Source organism: Labedella phragmitis (genome assembly GCF_004078635.1).
Taxonomy (GTDB): Bacteria; Actinomycetota; Actinomycetes; order Actinomycetales; family Microbacteriaceae; genus Labedella; species Labedella phragmitis.
Map to the genome: position 1 here is coordinate 878,134 of NZ_RZNB01000001.1, position 16,950 is coordinate 895,083.

The window sequence follows — 16,950 nt, forward strand, 5'->3', positions numbered from 1 at the left end:
TCGATCAGACGGTGGCGGAGCCGAAGTGCTCGGGCAGCGTCGCGGCTGACCGCGTGCGCAGGTCCTCGGCCTCGATCGTGAAGACGTCCTGGACCTCGAGCGCCGTGCCGTCCGTCACGCCGATGCGCAGCACGGGGTAGCCGCGCACGTCGCACAACGCCTGGAAGCGCACGTCGTCCTCGCGCGGGACGGACACGATGACGCGACCCGTCGACTCGGAGAAGAGGGCCGTCGTGAGGTCGATGCCGTCGCGCTGCATGACCTCGCCGAGCCAGACGCGTGCGCCGACGCCGAAACGCATGACGCTCTCGGCCACCGCCTGGGCGAGCCCGCCGTCCGAGAGGTCGTGCGCCGACGCGAGCAGCGACTGCTGCGACGCGGCGTGGAGGAGACCGGCGAGGGCCTTCTCCGCGTCGAGGTCGACGGCCGGCGGACGGCCGCCGAGGTGGCCGTGAACGGTTGCTGCCCACGCCGAACCGTCGAACTCCTCCTGCGTCGTGCCGAGGAGGTAGATGTTGTGTCCCTCGTCCTGCCAGCCGGACGGAACGCGGCGCGCGACGTCGTCGATCACGCCGAGGACGCCGACGACGGGCGTCGGGAAGATCGGGGTGTCGCCCGTCTGGTTGTAGAACGACACGTTGCCGCCCGTGACGGGGATGCCGAGTTCGAGGCACGCGTCGGAGAGGCCCTCGACGGCTTGCGAGAACTGCCACATGACCTCGGGGTTCTCGGGAGAGCCGAAGTTGAGGCAGTCGGTGACGGCCGCGGGGACGGCGCCGGACACGGCCACGTTGCGGTACGCCTCGGCGAGGGCGAGCTTCGCTCCCTGGCTGGGGTCGAGCTGGCAGTAGCGGCCGTTCGCGTCGGTCGCGATCGCGAATCCGAGCCCGGACTCCTCGTCGACGCGGATCATGCCGCCGTCGTCGGGGAAGCTGAGTGCCGTGTTGCCGAGCACGTAGTAGTCGTACTGGTCGGTGATCCAGTTCTTCGACGCGAGATTGGGCGACGCGACGAGGGAGAGGAACTGCGCGAGCACGTCCTCGCTCGACTCGGGCCGGGGGAGGACGGCGGCCGTGTCGGCGTTGAGCGCGTCGATCCACGTCGGGTACGCGACGGGGCGCTCGTACACGGGGCCGTCGACGGCGACGGTGCGCGGGTCGACGTTGACGATCTCCTCGCCGTGCCAGTCGATCACGAGACGGCCCGTCTCGGTGACCTCGCCGAGCACGCTCGTCTCGACGTCCCACTTCGCCGTGACGGCGAGGAACTCGTCGAGCTTCTCGGGCTCGACGACCGCCATCATGCGCTCCTGCGACTCCGACATGAGGATCTCCTCGGGAGTGAGCGAGGGGTCGCGCAGCAGGACGTGGGAGAGCTCGACGTGCATGCCGCCGTCGCCGTTCGAGGCGAGCTCGCTCGTGGCGCACGAGATGCCGGCGGCGCCGAGATCCTGGATGCCCTGGACGAGGCCGTCGCGGTAGAGCTCGAGACAGCACTCGATGAGGACCTTCTCGGCGAAGGGGTCCCCGACCTGGACGGCGGGGCGCTTCGTCGGTCCCGTGCTGTCGAACGAGTCCGACGCGAGGATGGAGGCCCCGCCGATGCCGTCGCCGCCCGTCCGGGCGCCGAAGAGCACGACCTTGTTGCCCGCGCCGGACGCGTTCGCGAGATGCAGGTCCTCGTGGCGGAGGACACCGACGGAAAGGGCGTTGACGAGCGGGTTGCCCTGGTACACCGGGTCGAAGTAGGTCTCGCCGCCGATGTTCGGGAGTCCGAGGCAGTTTCCGTAGAAGGAGATACCGGACACGACGCCGTGGACGACACGTGCCGTGTCGGGGTCGTCGATCTTGCCGAAGCGCAACTGGTCCATGACGGCGACCGGGCGCGCTCCCATCGAGATGATGTCGCGCACGATGCCGCCGACGCCGGTCGCGGCGCCCTGGAAGGGTTCGATGTAGGAGGGGTGGTTGTGGCTCTCCACCTTGAAGGTGACGGCCCAGCCTTCGCCGATGTCGACGACGCCGGCGTTCTCTCCCATGCCGACCATGAGGTTCTTCGTCATCTCGGGCGTGACCTTCTGGCCGAACTGCCGGAGGTAGATCTTGCTCGACTTGTAGGAGCAGTGTTCGCTCCACATCACCGAGTACATCGCGAGTTCGCCCGATGTGGGGCGGCGACCGAGGATCTCCTTGATGCGGTCGTACTCGTCGGGCTTCAGTCCGAGGGCGCCGTACGGCTGCTCCTTCTCGGGCGTGGCTTTCGCGTTCTCGACGGTGTCTGCGACGGCGGTGGGGGACGCGGGGGTGCTCACGGCGCTTGGGGCTCCTCGGTACGGGCGGGCTTCGCGATGCGGAAGGGGGCTGGTGCGATGACGAGCTGTCCCGCCAATCCTACTGCCGCCGACACGGACGACGCCCCCGCTCCGGGATCACCGAGGCGAGGGCGTCGTCCGTCCGACTGAGGTGTGACGTCAGGCCGGAAGTCCGAGGGAGAAGCGCACCGCGTTGTTCTCGTCGAGCTGGGCGTCGAGGATGCGGTCCGAGAGTGCGGTCGCCGCGTTCTCCTCGAGGAAGACCCTGGCGCCCTCGCGCTCGATGATCTGGTCGGCGGCCTCGGGGGCGGGAACGACGTCGACGGCGAAGTCCGTCGTGCTGTCGGCCTGGCTGATGCGCAAGCCGCCCTCCGTCGTTCCGACGGACTGGTCGGTGATGGTCCGGACGAGCGTGCTGGCGGTTTCGGTCATGGTGAGCAAGATTCGTCTCCTGACGTTGGTCGTTCGTTCTCGTTCGTGCAGCTACGATTCCGCGGTCGGGCGGTGAGATCAACCGGATCGTCCCCTCTCTGCGGCAACTCCCACGGTCCGCACACGGGGCACGGAGGAACAGGACCGAGCACGAGGCGAGCGGGACGGGGCGGGTGCGACGCGTCAGACGCGCGCGAGCAGGGCGGCGAACGGGCCGTCCGCCCCGGCGAGATCCGCCGGCGCCCCGTCTTCCACGACGGCGCCGCGGTCGAGGACGAGCACACGGTCGACGCCCATGACCTGGTCGACGCGGTGGGTGACCTCGACGATGGTCCGGCGCCCGCCCGCCCAGACGGCGAGTCGCTCGCGGACGGTGCGCTCCGTCGCCGGATCGAGCGCTCCGGTGGACTCGTCGAGCACGAGGACCTCCGGATCCGTGATGACGGCGCGGGCGAGTGCGAGGCGCTGCAACTGTCCGCCGGACAAGCGGGCACCGCGCTCGCGGAGGGGCGTCTCGAGGCCCTGCGGCAGTGCGGCGACGACCTCGTCGAGGGCCGCGACGTGCAGCGCCGACGCGACGTCCTCGTCCGTCGCGTCCGGCGCGCCGAGCACGAGGTTCTCCCGCATGGATCGCCCGAAGACGAACGGTCGCTGATTCACGATCGCGACGCGGCTGCGTACGTCCTCGAGCGGGAGGTCGCGGAGGTCGACGCCGTCGAGATGGACTGAACCGGACTGCGGGTCCCAGACCCGGGCGAGCAGCGAGGTGAGCGTGGACTTGCCGCTGCCGGAGACACCGACGATCGCGACGTGCGCACCGATCGGGACGCTCCACGTCACCCCCGTGACGGTGGGCTCGAGCGAGCCGGGGTAGGTGAACTCGACATCCGTGAAGCGGACGGCGGCTCCGTCGGGAGCGCCGCCGTCTCGCGAGGTCGCCGCAACGGCCGGTTCCGGGTCGGACACGACAGGGGAGCGCTCGAGCACCTCGAACAGCCGCGCGGCGCTCGCGAACGACGCGTCGAGGTCGGCGACGAAGCCGTCGACGGCTCGAGCCGGGCCGGCGATCCCGATCAGCACGGCGATCGCCGTCGCGACCTCCGGCCAGCCGACGGTGCCCTCGGCCCCACGCGCGGCGCCGACGAGCAGCAGCACGACGAGGCCGCCGAACTGCACGACCTGGACGAGGGCCGCCCGGACCCCGGCGACGGTGCCGACGCGCTCCGCGGACCGTGCCGCCTCCCGACCGAGTCGATCGAGCCCGGCGAGTCGTTCCGTCGTGTGATCGAACGCGACGATCTCGCGCACGCCGGCGACCGAATCGGAGACGTGCTGGGCGATCCGGCCGTTCGCACGGGCGCGTTCCTCGGTGGCCCGCCACGTGCGCCGGCCGGAGAGGAATGGGACGACGGCGACGACGAGGACGAGGACCGGGAGCATCACCAGCGCGAGGACCGGGTCGACCACGACGGCCGTCCAGACGACGGCGACGAGGGGGACGACCACGGCGGAGGTGGCGGGAGGGAGGGTGTGGGCGAAGAACACCTCGACGCGGTCGATGTCGCGTGTGGCACGAGCGCTCAGGTCACCGCTCGCCGCCCCGTCGGTCGCGGCCGGTGACTGCGGGGCGAGACGGTCGAAGAACAGACGCCGCAGCGACGCGAGGGCGGAGAACGCGACGTAGTGCCCCGAGTACTGCTCGAGATAGCGCAGCACGGCCTTCACGAGGGCGAGACCGACGAGGAGGCCGACCGTCGGCAGCACGATCGATCCGACGGCACCCGCGGTGTCCGCGGCGGTCGCCCGGATCACGCCGCTGACGGCCACGACGAGAAGGGCGATTCCGACGAGCTGCCCGACGATGCGCAGGACGATCGCGAGGAGGAGCGGCGCCAGGAGACCGCGGGTGTGACGGAGCAGCCACGCGGCGAGATCGCGACGGCGGGGAGCGGCGGCGCTCACGAGGACGCCCCGAGCTCGATGACGCGGTCGACGTCGCGGATGGCGCTCGCGCGGTGCGCGATGGTGATGACGGTGCGGTCCCGCGACAGGGTGCGGAGGGCCTCGATGATGGCGGCCTCGGAGGCGAGGTCGACCTGCGAAGTGGGTTCGTCGAGGATCACGATGGGGGTGTCGCGCAGGAGCGCCCGCGCGATCGCGACGCGTTGAGCCTGACCCCCGGAGAGCGAGAGCCCGCGCTCGCCGACGGGCGTGTCGAGGCCGAGCGGCATCCGCGCGACGTCGGCACCGAGGCCGGCCGCGTCGACGGCTGCGACCAGTTCCGCATCGGTTGCGTCGCTCTTCGCGACGCGCAGATTGTCGGCGATGGAGCCGGTGAAGAGTGTCGTCTGCTGGTCGACGACGGCGATGAGGCTCCGCACGGATTCCCCCGACGCGTCACGGGTGTCGAGAGGACCGACCCGGACCGCTCCGGACTCCGGCAGCAGGTGGCGGCTCAACAGCGCGGCGACCGTCGACTTGCCGACGCCGCTCGGTCCGACCAGGGCGACGTGCTCGCCGGCGGAGATCGACAGTGAGAGGTCGCGGAGCGCCGGAGCGCCGTCGCCATAACCGGCCGTGACACGGTCGAGCTCGATCGGCAGGCCGCCGACGGACGGGCGGTCGACGCGCACGGCGCTGCCGGCGGGGAGGGAGGGGCGTTCCGCGAGGACACCGGAGAGGCCGCGCTCGGCCGCGCGCCCCGTGGCGCCGATGTAGAAGAACTGACCCACGATGTCCGCGGGTCCGGTGAGGAGCGTCGACAGGAGGACGAGGGCGACCGCCGTTCCGGGCGTGAGGGTCCCGTCGAGGAGCCGCACGACGGCGAGGGTCGCCGCGAGCGCGAGCGTCCCGAGCGAGAAGGCTGCGTCGACGACGAGGATGAGGAGCTGGTTCACGGCCAGCAGGCGCATGACCTGGCGTCGGTTGTCCTCGCCGCGAGCGGCGAGATCGCGGCCCGTGCGGCCCTCCGCACGGTGGAGCACGAGGGTCGACAGGCCCTGCACCGCCTCGAGGAACGCGCCGGAGAGCATCGCCGTGCTCCGGCGGTACGACCCGCTCACCGTCCGGAAGGCGCGTTGGAAGCCGCCCACCACGAGGGGGATGACGGGAATCGCGATCGCGAGCCAGAGCGCGGAGACGACGTCGACCGCGAGACCGATGACCACGATCACGAGGACGGGGCCCGCCATGGTTCCCGCGATCGGGCCCACGAAACCGGCGCGGTACGCCGAGGCCTTCTCCACGTCGGTCGTCGCCGCCGAGACCAGTCGTCCGGACGCGGCCGCCGGGCGCCGCATCACGCCGAGCCCGAAGACGTGGCCGAGGACGAGCCCCCGCAAGCGGCGTTCCGTCGCGCTCGTCGCTCGCGCCGAGAAGCGCGACGACAGGAGGGTGCAGGCGACCGCGACGAGGGGGAGGAGGATCAGTCCGGTGACGACGGGTCCCGTCAGTGCGTCGCGGAAGACGATGGCGTCGAGCACGTGGCCGACGAGCACGAAGAAGACGGCGAGGGCCGCGGCCGACACGAGCGCGAGGAGGATCGGCACAACGGCCGCCGAGCGCGCTGTCGCGGCGAGCACGCGAGGATCGACGGGTGTCGCATCCGCAGCACCAGGATGCCCCGGTCGTCCACCGGGGTGACCGCCCGGGAGGCCTCCCTGGCCCGGATGTCCGGGCCGCCCACCGGGGTGCCCGCCGCCCGCGGGTCGCGGCGCGGTCGCCGCAGTGCGGGCATCGCCGCTGGTCGCGGGATGCGCAGGGGATCCCGTCGACGCATGATTCACGACCTCATCATCTCCCGGAATCCGGATGCTCGGAGTGGGTTGCGGAGCAGGTGCGCGCCCGACGGTTTCGACGTGGAGCGAGTTCGACGGAACCGTCGAACGGTCAGGAGAGCGGCTCGAGCACGCTCGCCGATCGGCCGTCGAACGTCACCGTGTACGTCGTCGATGGATCGAGACCCTCCGGGTCGTCGATCTCGAAGGTCGTCGGCCCGAGGTCCGCCGTGCACGCGTCGCCGCCGGTGCGCTTCAGTGCGATGTCGAGTGCGTCCGGGCCGATCAGATCGAGCGCCGCCGGTGCGGCCGGGCACGAGGAGCTGCCGAACGTCACGATCGCGAGGGTCTCGTCGGAGAGCCAGGCGACGCGCGGCGAGAAGTCCGTATCGGGAATCGCCGTCGGATCGAGGTCCTCGGGCGAGACGGTCTCGGGCGCGGGATCGAGGTCGGTGGGTTCGACGGACACGAGGGGAGGGTCCATCGTGGGAGCCACGGTCACGTCCGTGAACGGATCCATGCCGTCGGGAAGTCCGCTGTAGCTTCGCGAGGCGATCCCGATGTCGCGGACACCGGGCACACCGGCACAGCCCGACAGAGCGACCAGGGCGACGGCGGCGACGGTGACCGGGGGGAGAACTCGTCGCATCCGCACGTCCCGAACGACTCAGACGGCCTGCAGTGCCTGGATAGCCGATGTGAAGAAGGTGAGCCCGTCGGTACCCGACCGCATCGCGTCGCGCGTGTCGGGACCGAAGCCCAGCTCCGTCGCGTGCTCGGGGTGCGGCATGAGCCCGACGACGTTGCCGCGCTCGTTCGAGACGCCCGCGATATCGCGGAGCGAGCCGTTGGGGTTGACACCGAGGTAACGGAAGACCACTCGGCCCTCGCCCTCGATGCGGTCCAATTCGTCGTCCGACGCGATGAAGCCGCCCTCGCCGTTCTTCAGCGGGATGACGATCTCCTGGCCCGCGGTGAAGCCGTTCGTCCACGCGGTGTTCGTCTGCTCGACGTGCAGCGCCTGATCGCGGCGCACGAAGGTGCCGACGTCGTTACGGATGAGTCCACCCGGGAGGAGGTGGGCTTCGGTGAGCATCTGGAAGCCGTTGCAGATACCGAGCACGGGCATGCCCTTGGCCGCAGCGTCGATGACCTCGGACATGATCGGTGCGTGCGCCGCGATCGCTCCAGCACGCAGGTAGTCGCCGTAGCTGAAACCGCCGGGCAGGACGAGCGCGTCGACGCCCTCGAGATCGTGCGAACCGTGCCAGAGGGCGACGGGCTCGGCGTCCGCGAGGCGGACGGCGCGCAACGCGTCGCGGTCGTCGAGCGACCCCGGGAAGGTGATGACGCCGATCCTCACGGCGCGACCGTCTCGGTCGGCGCCGACTCGGTGGAGACGGTGGGACCGTCGACGACGCTCACGCCCACGACGTCTTCGATGACCGAGTTCGAGAGGAGGTCGACGGCGACGCCGCGCACCTGCTCGAGCGTCGCGTCGTCGACGGGGCCTGCGGTCGTGAGTTCGAAGCGCTTGCCGACTCGCACCCCCGTGATGTCGGTGTTACCGAGGCGGGTGAGTGCTCCCGCGACGGCCTTGCCTTGTGGGTCGAGCAACTCGGCCTTCGGCATGACCTCGACGACGATCGTGGGCACCGGTGAACTCCCTGGAGTGTGGGGGACGGGAACTCCCTCATCCTATCGGGTGCCTCCGACGCTCGGGCCGCGACGGCTTCCGCACGTTCACCCGCCGTCCACCGGCGGTCCACCACCCGTTGGGGCCCGCTGGCTAGCGTGAGCGGCGTCTGCTGGAGCACCGCCGCTCGCCGACGAGGGAGATGGGGGGAACGATGCGTGCGACACGACGTCCGGCTGCCCCCGTCATGCCTCCGGACGATGCCGGCCCGAAGCGCCGCGACGTCATCGTGCGCCCCGTCCCCCTCGCGATGGTCTGGCAGGGTCCCGGTTCGCCGCACGCCGCGATCGCGGTTCCGGGAGTGTCCCTCGGCTCGGGCGATGTCCTCGTCGCGGTCGAGTTCGCCACCGTCTGCCCCGTCGATGCCGCGACCGTCCGCGGTGACGGGACGGCGAACGTTCCTCTCGTCCTCGGTCACGAGCAGGTAGGGCGTGTCGCCGCGATCGGCGACGGTGCGGAGACGGCGGACGGAGCCCGACTCATCGTGGGGATGCGTGTCGTCTGGTCGCGCCGTATCGGCTGCGGGGAGTGCGACGCCTGCCGGGCGGGGTCGCCGAGCGGTTGCGCGACCGCGCGGGAGTACGGCTCCGACCGGTTGCGGCGGGGGTGGGAACTGAGCGGGGGATTCGCGACGCACGTCCTCGTCCGCGCCGGGACGGCGATCATCACGGTGCCTGAGATCGTGCCGGCGGCCGTCCTCGCTCCCGTGCCGTGCGCCACGGCACTCGCCGCTGCCGCTCTCGAGATCGTCGCGGAGGCGACGGAGGTGGACGGCGAGAGCGTCGTCGTGGTCGGAGCGGGACTCGTCGGGCTGACGATCGCCGCGATGCTCGCCGACGAGGGCGCCCGGGTGGTGATGGTCGAGGCCGATGCCGTGCGGCGATCGCGTGCCGTGAAGTTCGGTGCCGTCTCGGCGGTGTGCGATCTGACGGCCGCCGCGGCGGACGGGCGCGTCATCGCGGCGGTCGTCGACACCGATGGCGGCCAGGAGGCCGCTCGACCGCACGCCGCCGTGCGTTCCCACGACGCCGTCGTGATCTCGACCGGAGCCGCCACCGGTGGCGCGATCACGATCGTCGACCGCCCGGACCCTCGTCATCTCGCCGCGGCCGTCGGCTTCATCTCCAACGCCTGGTACCGATTCCCGTTCGAGCGGCTCGTCGCCGAGAGGTACCCCCTCGAACGACTCGATGTGGCGCTCCGGGCCGCGTCGGACACGCCCGCCGTGCGCGTCGGGATCGAGACGGCGTCGCGCTGACTCCCGGCCGGTCCTTCCGAGGTGCGGGACGGGATCCGGGCGACGGCGTGTCACGCGGATGGGGGACAGGGAGAAAAAAGTGCCTTCGTCCGGGCCTAATAGACTGGGTTGTCAGTCGGGGGCGACGTCATTCAGGGGGCGAAAGGAGACCGGTTCCACGTGCCCAAGAGGCGGGACGCAGTTCAGAACCACGAGAAGCTGCTGGTTGCGGCCCGAGCGGTGATCGCGGAGCGGGGCATCGATGCTCCCCTCGAGGAGATCGCTCGCCGGGCCGACGTCGGCATCGCGACGTTGTACCGCAACTTCGCGAGCCGCGACGAGCTCGTCCAGGCGCTCTTCGAGCGGTCCATGGACGAGGTCGACATGCTGCTCGCGGAGATCGGCGGCGAGGACACGGCGTGGGAGTCGCTCGTCAACTTCATGGACCGACTCGGCCTCTGGCTGCTCGCGGACCCCGCGATGCCGACGATCGTGACGCGCATCGGCATCATCGACCCGGATCGCCGCCCGGCGATGCGATTCACGGGCGCGACGACAGCGCTCGTCGCGCAGGCCCAGGCCGACGGCGACCTGCGGAAGGACGTCACGGCGATCGACATCGTCCTGCTCGCGACGATGCTCGGGTCCATCGGTCGTTACGGTGACGAATACATCACCCAGTGGCGGCGCCAGCTCGACATCGTGCTCGACGGCCTCCGCCCGGCGGGCTCTCCCCGCGGATCCCTCGCGGCCGGACCGGTCGACCTCGACAGCTACCACCGCATGCTGCGCCGGAGTCCCGCGGACGCCTGACCCACCGGACACCGGTTCCGCCCCTGCGCGGACTCGCGGATACTCAGGCGCGGGCGACGCTGATTCGGTTCGCCCACGGGTCGTCGAACGACACCGAAGCGCCGTCGTCGCGAGTGGCCACGCCGTAATGCGCGAGGCGCTCGCCGAGCTCGCCGATGCCGTCGGTGCTCGGGAGGACGATGTCGACGCGACCGAGTCCGAGCGCGGGCGTCCGCGGACCGGCGCCTCGGGAGTTCCAGACGTTCATCGCCATGTGGTGGTGGTAGCCGCCCGCCGACACGAACACGGCTGAGCCGCCGAAGGCCGCCGTCTCGTCGAAGCCGAGCGTCGACACGTAGAAGTCGCGCGCGGTGTCGACGTCACCGACGGAAAGGTGGACGTGACCGACCTGGGCGCCGCCGGGTGGCTCTGCTGCATCCTCCTCCGTGAGGTGCTCCCGCAGATAGGCGTTGGGGTCGAGGTAGAGGGTGTCCATCTCGACGCGGCCGTGGACCCAGCTCCACGACGTTCGCGCGCGATCCCAGTAGAGCTCGACGCCGTTGCCCTCGGGGTCCGTGAAGTAGAAGGCCCCGGGAGTGACCATGCTCCCGACAACCGCCACCCCGCCCGCGACATTCCTCACCGTCGGTCCGTGGGTGCGCTGATCCCGGTGACTCGGACATCCGCGGACCGCACGCTTGTGGACGGGCTCGACGCGGGAACTTCCCGCTCCCGTAGGGTGTCCGCGATGGGGGGACATCACATGGAACGACGGAAGCGGCTGCGCGCTCTCAGCGTCTGCCTCGCTCTCGCCGCGACCACCGTCGGTTGCTCGACGCCGCATCCCACAGCATCGTCACCCGTCCCTTCCCCGGTGGCCACCGAGCCGGACGATGCGATTCTTGCGAAAGCCGTCGACGCCTACACCCGCTACAGCGCGGCGCTCGATCTCGCGCTGGCCAACGGCGACGGAGAATTCGAGGAACTAAAAGGCCTAGCCACTCCCTCTTTCCTGCGGGGCCTTGCGGCCGATGACGTGTTCGCGGTGAATTCCTGGAGGTCCAGGGGGTCGACGTCATTCGATTCCCAACAGCTCGTCAACGAGTCCGAAAACCAGGTCGTCCTGCAGGTCTGCCGTGACGTCTCCCGCGTCCGCGTGCTCGACGCCCAGGGAACCGACGTGACGCCGAAGGAGCGTGATGATCGCTTCGCCGTGATGGTCACGCTTCAACGTGTCGACCCTTCTGCTCCACTCCTCGTTGCCGGCTCGGAACCATCGGTGGACGCCTCGTGCGAGCTCTGACAGCAATCGGTCTGACACTACTTCTGGCGGTCGGGACGTCCGCAGCATTGCCGGCTCATGCCGCGTCCTCCTGTGTTGATACCGGTTTCGAAATGGGTCTCTGTTCGAACACGGATGGTTCTTCGGTCGATCTGACGGGCGAGGGCGGTGGCGCGGGGCGGTCGCAACCGGACCGCTCGAGCCCGACGGCCCCCTCCGACGGAACCGCCGGCGTCGCACCGGGAGCGAGCGAACCGAGCATCGGAGGAGATGGTCTCGGGGGCAACCCGCGCCAGATCGTAGACGTGCTCGACGGCTGTCCCGTAGCGGCGGAGTGCACCGAGGAAGAGGCGCCCGACCATCCAGTCACCCTGGCCGATCTCGCGAGTTTCTCGCCGAGCGCCGCCGTCATCCGGATGGAGCCGTCCGGCTGGATGCTCACGGGGCTTCCCGCCAACTTCATCGCCGACACGGCGGCGGGCCGCGCCGCTTCCGAGGAGACCGAGGGAAGGCTGCTCGAGCGACCGATCTCCGTGCGCTTCACGCCGACCTCGTACACGTGGTCGTGGGGCGATGGCTCCTCGGACACCGTCGCGACGGCCGGGCGGACGTGGGACGAGCTCGGCGTCCCGCGATTCACCGAGACCGCCACCTCCCACGTCTACGACGAGCGAGGAACGGTCACGGTATCCCTCGAGATCTCCTACCGAGTCGAGTACTCCCTCGGCGGCGCGCCCTGGACGACGGTCGCCGGTACCGTCGCGACGGGCGCGACCATCGGCGCCTACGTCGGGACGGCGAGGACCGTCCTCGTCGACGGCGACTGCATCGAGAACCCGGACGATCCCGGCTGCTGAGGGGTCAGGCTGCGGTGACCCGCTCGAGCAACTCGCGGTAGCGCGCCGCGGTCCGCTCGGCGATCTCCTCTGGGAGCTCGGGAGGAGTGCCGGTCTTGTCCCAGTTGGCGGCGAGCCAGTCGCGCACGATCTGCTTGTCGAAGCTCGCCATCCGCTCGGACGGCGTCGTGCCGGAGTTCCAGGCAGCGGCGTCCCAGTAGCGGGACGAGTCCGACGTGAGGACCTCGTCGGCGAGGGCGATGACGCCGGACGCGGCGTCCCGTCCGAACTCGAACTTCGTGTCCGCGAGGATCAGGTCGCGCGATTCCGCGATCGCCGCCGCCCGCCCGTACACGGAGAGCGACAGTGCCCTGAGCGCCTCGGCGTCCTCCCGGCCCACGAGTTCGACGACGCGTTCGAAGGTGATGTTCTCGTCGTGCTCGCCGAGCTCGGCCTTGAAGGCCGGCGTGAACAACGGCTCGGGGAGTCGATCGCCGTTGGAAAGGCCCGACGGGAGGGCAATGCCGCAGACAGTGCCGCTCTCCTGGTACTCGAGCCACCCCGTGCCCGTGATGTAGCCGCGGACGACGCACTCGATCGGGAACATGTCGAGGGCGCGGACGAGCATCGACCGGCCGGCGACCTCCGACGGGATCAGACTCCGAGCACCCGATTCCGCCGCGTCGTCGATGGCGTGATCCGCGTGCAGGTGGTTCGGCACGTCCGACAGCGCGTCGAACCACCACAGGCTGAGCGTCGTGAGCAGTTCGCCCTTCCCGGGGATGCCGGGCGAGAGGACGTGGTCGAAGGCGCTCACGCGATCGCTCGCGACGACGAGCATCGTTCCCTCGGGAGCGGTCGGGATTCCCGACGCGGGGTCTGGGCGGTAGAGATCGCGGACCTTCCCCGAATACACGTGCGTCCAACCGGGGAGTTCGTGGGGAGTCGAGGTCACCCGACCATTATCGCGGAGATGCCTCTGCCGCCGTGTCCCGGTCAGAGCGGTGGTCGAGGGCTCGCTCATCGCGTCGATGAGCGCTCGTCCTCCCGCATCCATCCCCTCGTGACCCCCCTATTGGGGGTACGCACGAGTTGGTGCGAACGCCGGGTGACTGGCAGCCTCGATGTGAGGATCAGTCATCTTCGGGTCCACGCCCCTCGGTTCGATCGCCACGTCGATCGCCGGGCGCGCGTGGCCACGGTCGAAACGAGTGGAGTACAGTGCGCACCCGAGCAGGACAACCCGAACCGTTCCCGACCCGGCGGTCCCCCCGACTCACGCGCACGGTCGCGCTTCTCTCCGGACTCGCCGTCACGGCAGCCGCTCTACTGCCGACGGGCGCGGCCTTCGCCGACTCCGCTCCAGTCGACCCGGCGTCGCCGCGGACTCCGGAGACCGTCACGGCCGACGTCTTGCCGACGCCGCAGATCAACGGCGTCGTCTGGGACCAGCTCGTCGTCGGAGACACGGTCTACGTCGCGGGCGAATTCTCGAGCGCCCGACCCTTCGGCGCTCCGGCGGGAACCGGTGAAGTGCCGCGGTCGAACTTCCTCGCGTACGACCTCGATACGGGAGCGCTCCTCACCGACATCGCACCGTCGTTCAACGCCCAGGTCCGCTCGCTCGCCGCCTCGCCCGACGGCAAGCGCCTCTACGTGGCCGGCTCGTTCACGAGCGTGAGCGGCCAGACCCGGTACCGCCTCGCCGCATTCGACCTGCCGTCGATGACGCTCGTCTCCTCGTTCCGCCCGACCATCAGTGCGACCGTCGAGGCCGTCGCGGTCACGGCGGACTCCGTCTACATCACGGGCGTCTTCGGCACGGTCCAGAAGGAGACGAGGGCCCGCGCGGCGGCGCTCGCGCCCTCCAACGCCGCCCTCCTTCCGTGGGCTCCCGCCGTCGTCGGCGGCACCTCGAAGGCCATCGCGATCTCGCCCGACGGATCGAAGCTCGTCCTCGCCGGGAGTTTCACGACCCTCAACGGCTCGAACAACCCCGGACTGGGGATCGGTGCGGTGACCGCCGACACCGGGGCGTCGCTGCCCTGGAAGATGAACTCGATCCTCCGCAACGGCGGCACCAAGTCATCGTTCATGGACCTGTCCTCCGACGGCGACAGCGTGTACGGCGTCGGCTACCAGCACAGCCAGGGCGGTCAGGCGACCGAGGGCACCTTCCGCGCGTCGTGGAGCGACGGTTCCCTCGTGTGGCTCGCCGACTGCCACGGCGACACCTATTCCGTCGAGGCGGTCGGTGATGTCGTCTACACGGCCGGCCACAATCACGCGTGCGACAACACGGGCGGATTCCCGAACGACCCGAACGCGTACCACCGCGCCGTCGCCTACTCGAAGTCGAGCTACGGAACGACGATCCACAATCAGCCGCCCGCGGGCTGGACCTACGGGAACTTCGCCGGCAACCCGGCCACCAATGTGCTGCACTGGTACCCGGACTTCGACGCCGGAACGTACACGGGGCTCACGCAGGGGCCGTGGGACGTCACGGCCGGAGGCGGCTTCGTGCTCTACGGCGGCGAGTTCACCTCGATCGACGGCACGAAGCAGCAGGGTCTCGCCCGGTTCGCCACCTCCGACGTCGCACCGAACGCCAAGGGCCCCCAGCTTTCCGGATCGACCATGACCCCGACGGTGTCGGTGGTCGGTGACGGCACGGCACGCGTCTCCTGGCCCGCGAACACCGACGTCGACAACGCGTCCCTCACATACGAGCTCATTCGCGACGGTCGCTCCGAACCCCGCTATACCGTCACGGCCGAGTCGTCGTTCTACGATCGACCGACCCTCTCGTTCCTCGACGAGGGGATCGAGCCCGGCTCGACGCACACGTACCGCGTGCGCACGATCGACCCCTTCGGCAACGCGACCTCGAGCGGCACGGTGTCGTTCACGATGGCCGACGCGGATGAGACGGACTCCGTGCCCGCGACGTCGTACGACGCCGCGATCCTCGCGGACGTCCCGAGCCACTACTGGCCCCTCAACGAACCGGCCGGCCTCACGGCCGCGGACTGGGCAGGAGCGTCCACGCAGACGATCCAGGGTTCGCCCGTCGAGCGCGCTGTCGCGGGTGCCGAGACCGACGGCTCCGGAGCCGCGACGCGATTCGGCGGCACGGCCCGGACCACGTCCGGACCCGTCGAGCCGCTCTCGAACACAGTCAGTCTCGAGGCCTGGATCAAGACGACCACGACGACGGGCGGGCTGATCATCGGAGCGTCGAACGCCAACGGCGGCAACCGCGATCGGCTGCTCTACATGGGCAACGACGGCCGACTGCACTTCGGTGTGTACCCCGGTTCCGTGCGCATGGTCGACTCCGACGAGCGGTACAACGACGGAGCGTGGCATCACGTCGTCGCCACCCTGGGGCAGGGTGGACAGCAGCTCTTCGTCGACGGCGACCTCGTCGATTCCCGCACGGACACGTACAGCGCGCAGTCGTACTCCGGCTTCTGGGCCATCGGTGGCTACTCGCTCTCCGGCTGGCCCGACCGCCCGACGAGCGACTCCTTCACCGGGTCCATCGACAACGTCGCCGTCTACCGCACGCAGTTGACGGCGCCAGAGGTGGCCGCCCATACCGCCGCGATCGCCGGCGACGTGGCGGTCGACCCGGAGCCCGAGCCCGTCAACGTCCCGCCGACCGCATCGTTCACGGCGAGCGCGACCGGCCTCACGGTCGCGTTCGACGCAGCCGCGTCGACGGACCCCGACGGCTCGACGCTCCAGTACGCGTGGGAGTTCGGCGATGCCGAGACGGAGAGCAACACGGCCTCCGGCGTCACGGCGACGCACACCTTCTCGGCGGCCGGCACGTACGACGTCGTCCTCACCGTCACCGACGCCGACGGCGCCTCGGCGACCGCCCAGGAGACCGTCACCGTCGTGGCACCGGAGCCGGAGGAACCCGAGGAGCCCGCTGGTCCGACGCCGGTCGCGGCCGACGACTTCGCACGGTCGCAGACCGGCGGATGGGGTGCGGCCTCCACCGGAGGGTCGTGGACCGTGGCAGGCGGGGCTTCGGGCTTCTCGGTCGCGAACGGCTCCGGGCGGATGGCCAACACACCCGGGCAGACGCGCACGGCGATGCTCAACGGGGTGGCGGTCGGCGCGTCCGAGTCCCGCGTCTCGTTCGCGCTCGACCAACTCCCGGTCGGCGGCGGTCAGTACGTGCAGCTCAACGCCCGCCAGGTGGGGAGCGACAAATACACCGCGCGCGTCCGCGTCCAGGCCGATGGCGTCCTGCAGCTGCAGGTGCAGCGATCCGGGACGACCCTCAGAGCCGTCAACCTGTCGCAGGTGGCGTACGAGCGCGGCGACGTCGTGACGCTCGCGGTCGAGCTTGCTCCGAGCGGTTCGGCGACCGCCGTGTCGGCGAAGGCCTGGGTCGCGTCCGAGACCGCGGAACCGGCTGAGTGGCAGGTGACGGCGTCCGATGCGACTCCGGCGCTGCAACAGCCCGGCGCCGTGGGCCTCACGTTCTACCTCTCCGCCTCTGCGACGACGGCGACGACCGTCGCGTTCTCCGAGTACTCGGTGACGCCCGCCGAGTGACGACGGCGTC

Annotated in this window: 13 protein-coding genes and 1 pseudogene; 5 read left to right on the forward strand and 9 right to left on the reverse strand. The window is 70.4% G+C overall.

The window, feature by feature from the left end; translation table 11 throughout:
• Positions 1–4: 4 nt before the first annotated feature.
• The 7 genes from purL to ELQ90_RS04285 all read right to left on the reverse strand — a co-directional run bounded on the left by purL (position 5) and on the right by ELQ90_RS04285 (position 8,175).
• The gene (purL, locus tag ELQ90_RS04255) at positions 5–2,311 is read right to left on the reverse strand and encodes a phosphoribosylformylglycinamidine synthase subunit PurL (RefSeq protein ID WP_128493984.1); all 2,307 of its coding nucleotides are present in this window, start codon (positions 2,309–2,311) and stop codon (positions 5–7) included.
• A gap of 159 nt (positions 2,312–2,470) precedes the next feature.
• A complete protein-coding gene (locus ELQ90_RS04260) occupies positions 2,471–2,743 on the reverse strand; it encodes an iron-sulfur cluster assembly accessory protein (protein WP_243695990.1) in 273 nt (90 codons plus the stop codon).
• A 183-nt stretch (positions 2,744–2,926) separates the two neighbouring features.
• Positions 2,927–4,705 (reverse strand): ABC transporter ATP-binding protein, encoded by a 1,779-nt coding sequence (locus ELQ90_RS04265; RefSeq protein WP_128493986.1) that lies wholly within the window; start codon positions 4,703–4,705, stop codon positions 2,927–2,929.
• Positions 4,702–6,324 (reverse strand): ABC transporter ATP-binding protein/permease, encoded by a 1,623-nt coding sequence (locus ELQ90_RS04270; protein ID WP_128493987.1) that lies wholly within the window; start codon positions 6,322–6,324, stop codon positions 4,702–4,704. Before ELQ90_RS04270 ends, ELQ90_RS04265 begins: the two co-directional genes overlap by 4 nt.
• Positions 6,325–6,631: 307 nt before the next feature.
• The gene (locus ELQ90_RS04275) at positions 6,632–7,168 is read right to left on the reverse strand and encodes a hypothetical protein (RefSeq protein WP_128493988.1); all 537 of its coding nucleotides are present in this window, start codon (positions 7,166–7,168) and stop codon (positions 6,632–6,634) included.
• Positions 7,169–7,186: 18 nt separating this feature from the next.
• Entirely contained in the window at positions 7,187–7,882 is a 696-nt protein-coding gene (gene purQ / locus ELQ90_RS04280; RefSeq protein ID WP_128493989.1) for a phosphoribosylformylglycinamidine synthase subunit PurQ, read from the reverse strand.
• Positions 7,879–8,175 carry a phosphoribosylformylglycinamidine synthase subunit PurS gene (locus ELQ90_RS04285; RefSeq protein WP_128493990.1) on the reverse strand — a complete coding sequence of 99 codons (297 nt, stop codon included), beginning with the start codon at positions 8,173–8,175 and terminating at the stop codon, positions 7,879–7,881. Before ELQ90_RS04285 ends, purQ begins: the two co-directional genes overlap by 4 nt.
• Positions 8,176–8,369: 194 nt before the next feature.
• Between ELQ90_RS04285 and ELQ90_RS04290 the strand changes: the two genes are divergently transcribed.
• Together ELQ90_RS04290 and ELQ90_RS04295 are read left to right on the forward strand one after the other, a co-directional pair.
• Complete coding sequence (locus ELQ90_RS04290; protein ID WP_166408823.1) at positions 8,370–9,473, forward strand: alcohol dehydrogenase catalytic domain-containing protein; 1,104 nt, start codon at positions 8,370–8,372, stop codon at positions 9,471–9,473.
• Between the two features lie 159 nt (positions 9,474–9,632).
• On the forward strand, positions 9,633–10,265 hold the full coding sequence (locus tag ELQ90_RS04295) for a TetR/AcrR family transcriptional regulator (RefSeq protein WP_166408825.1): 633 nt from the start codon (positions 9,633–9,635) through the stop codon (positions 10,263–10,265).
• Between the two features lie 43 nt (positions 10,266–10,308).
• Here the strand turns inward: ELQ90_RS04295 and ELQ90_RS04300 are convergent.
• A pseudogene (locus tag ELQ90_RS04300) lies at positions 10,309–10,833 on the reverse strand (VOC family protein); the annotation flags it as partial.
• Positions 10,834–11,118: 285 nt separating this feature from the next.
• Between ELQ90_RS04300 and ELQ90_RS04305 the strand changes: the two are divergent.
• Together ELQ90_RS04305 and ELQ90_RS04310 are read left to right on the forward strand one after the other, a co-directional pair.
• Positions 11,119–11,547 carry a hypothetical protein gene (locus ELQ90_RS04305; RefSeq protein WP_128493994.1) on the forward strand — a complete coding sequence of 143 codons (429 nt, stop codon included), beginning with the start codon at positions 11,119–11,121 and terminating at the stop codon, positions 11,545–11,547.
• A gap of 92 nt (positions 11,548–11,639) precedes the next feature.
• On the forward strand, positions 11,640–12,383 hold the full coding sequence (locus ELQ90_RS04310; protein ID WP_128493995.1) for a hypothetical protein: 744 nt from the start codon (positions 11,640–11,642) through the stop codon (positions 12,381–12,383).
• A gap of 4 nt (positions 12,384–12,387) precedes the next feature.
• Here the strand turns inward: ELQ90_RS04310 and ELQ90_RS04315 are convergent, their stop codons facing one another.
• Positions 12,388–13,317, reverse strand: a complete 930-nt coding sequence (locus tag ELQ90_RS04315) for a phosphoribosylaminoimidazolesuccinocarboxamide synthase (protein ID WP_243695991.1) — start codon at positions 13,315–13,317, stop codon at positions 12,388–12,390.
• Between the two features lie 266 nt (positions 13,318–13,583).
• Between ELQ90_RS04315 and ELQ90_RS04320 the strand changes: the two genes are divergently transcribed.
• Complete coding sequence (locus tag ELQ90_RS04320; RefSeq protein ID WP_128493997.1) at positions 13,584–16,940, forward strand: LamG-like jellyroll fold domain-containing protein; 3,357 nt, start codon at positions 13,584–13,586, stop codon at positions 16,938–16,940.
• Positions 16,941–16,950 lie beyond the last annotated feature (10 nt).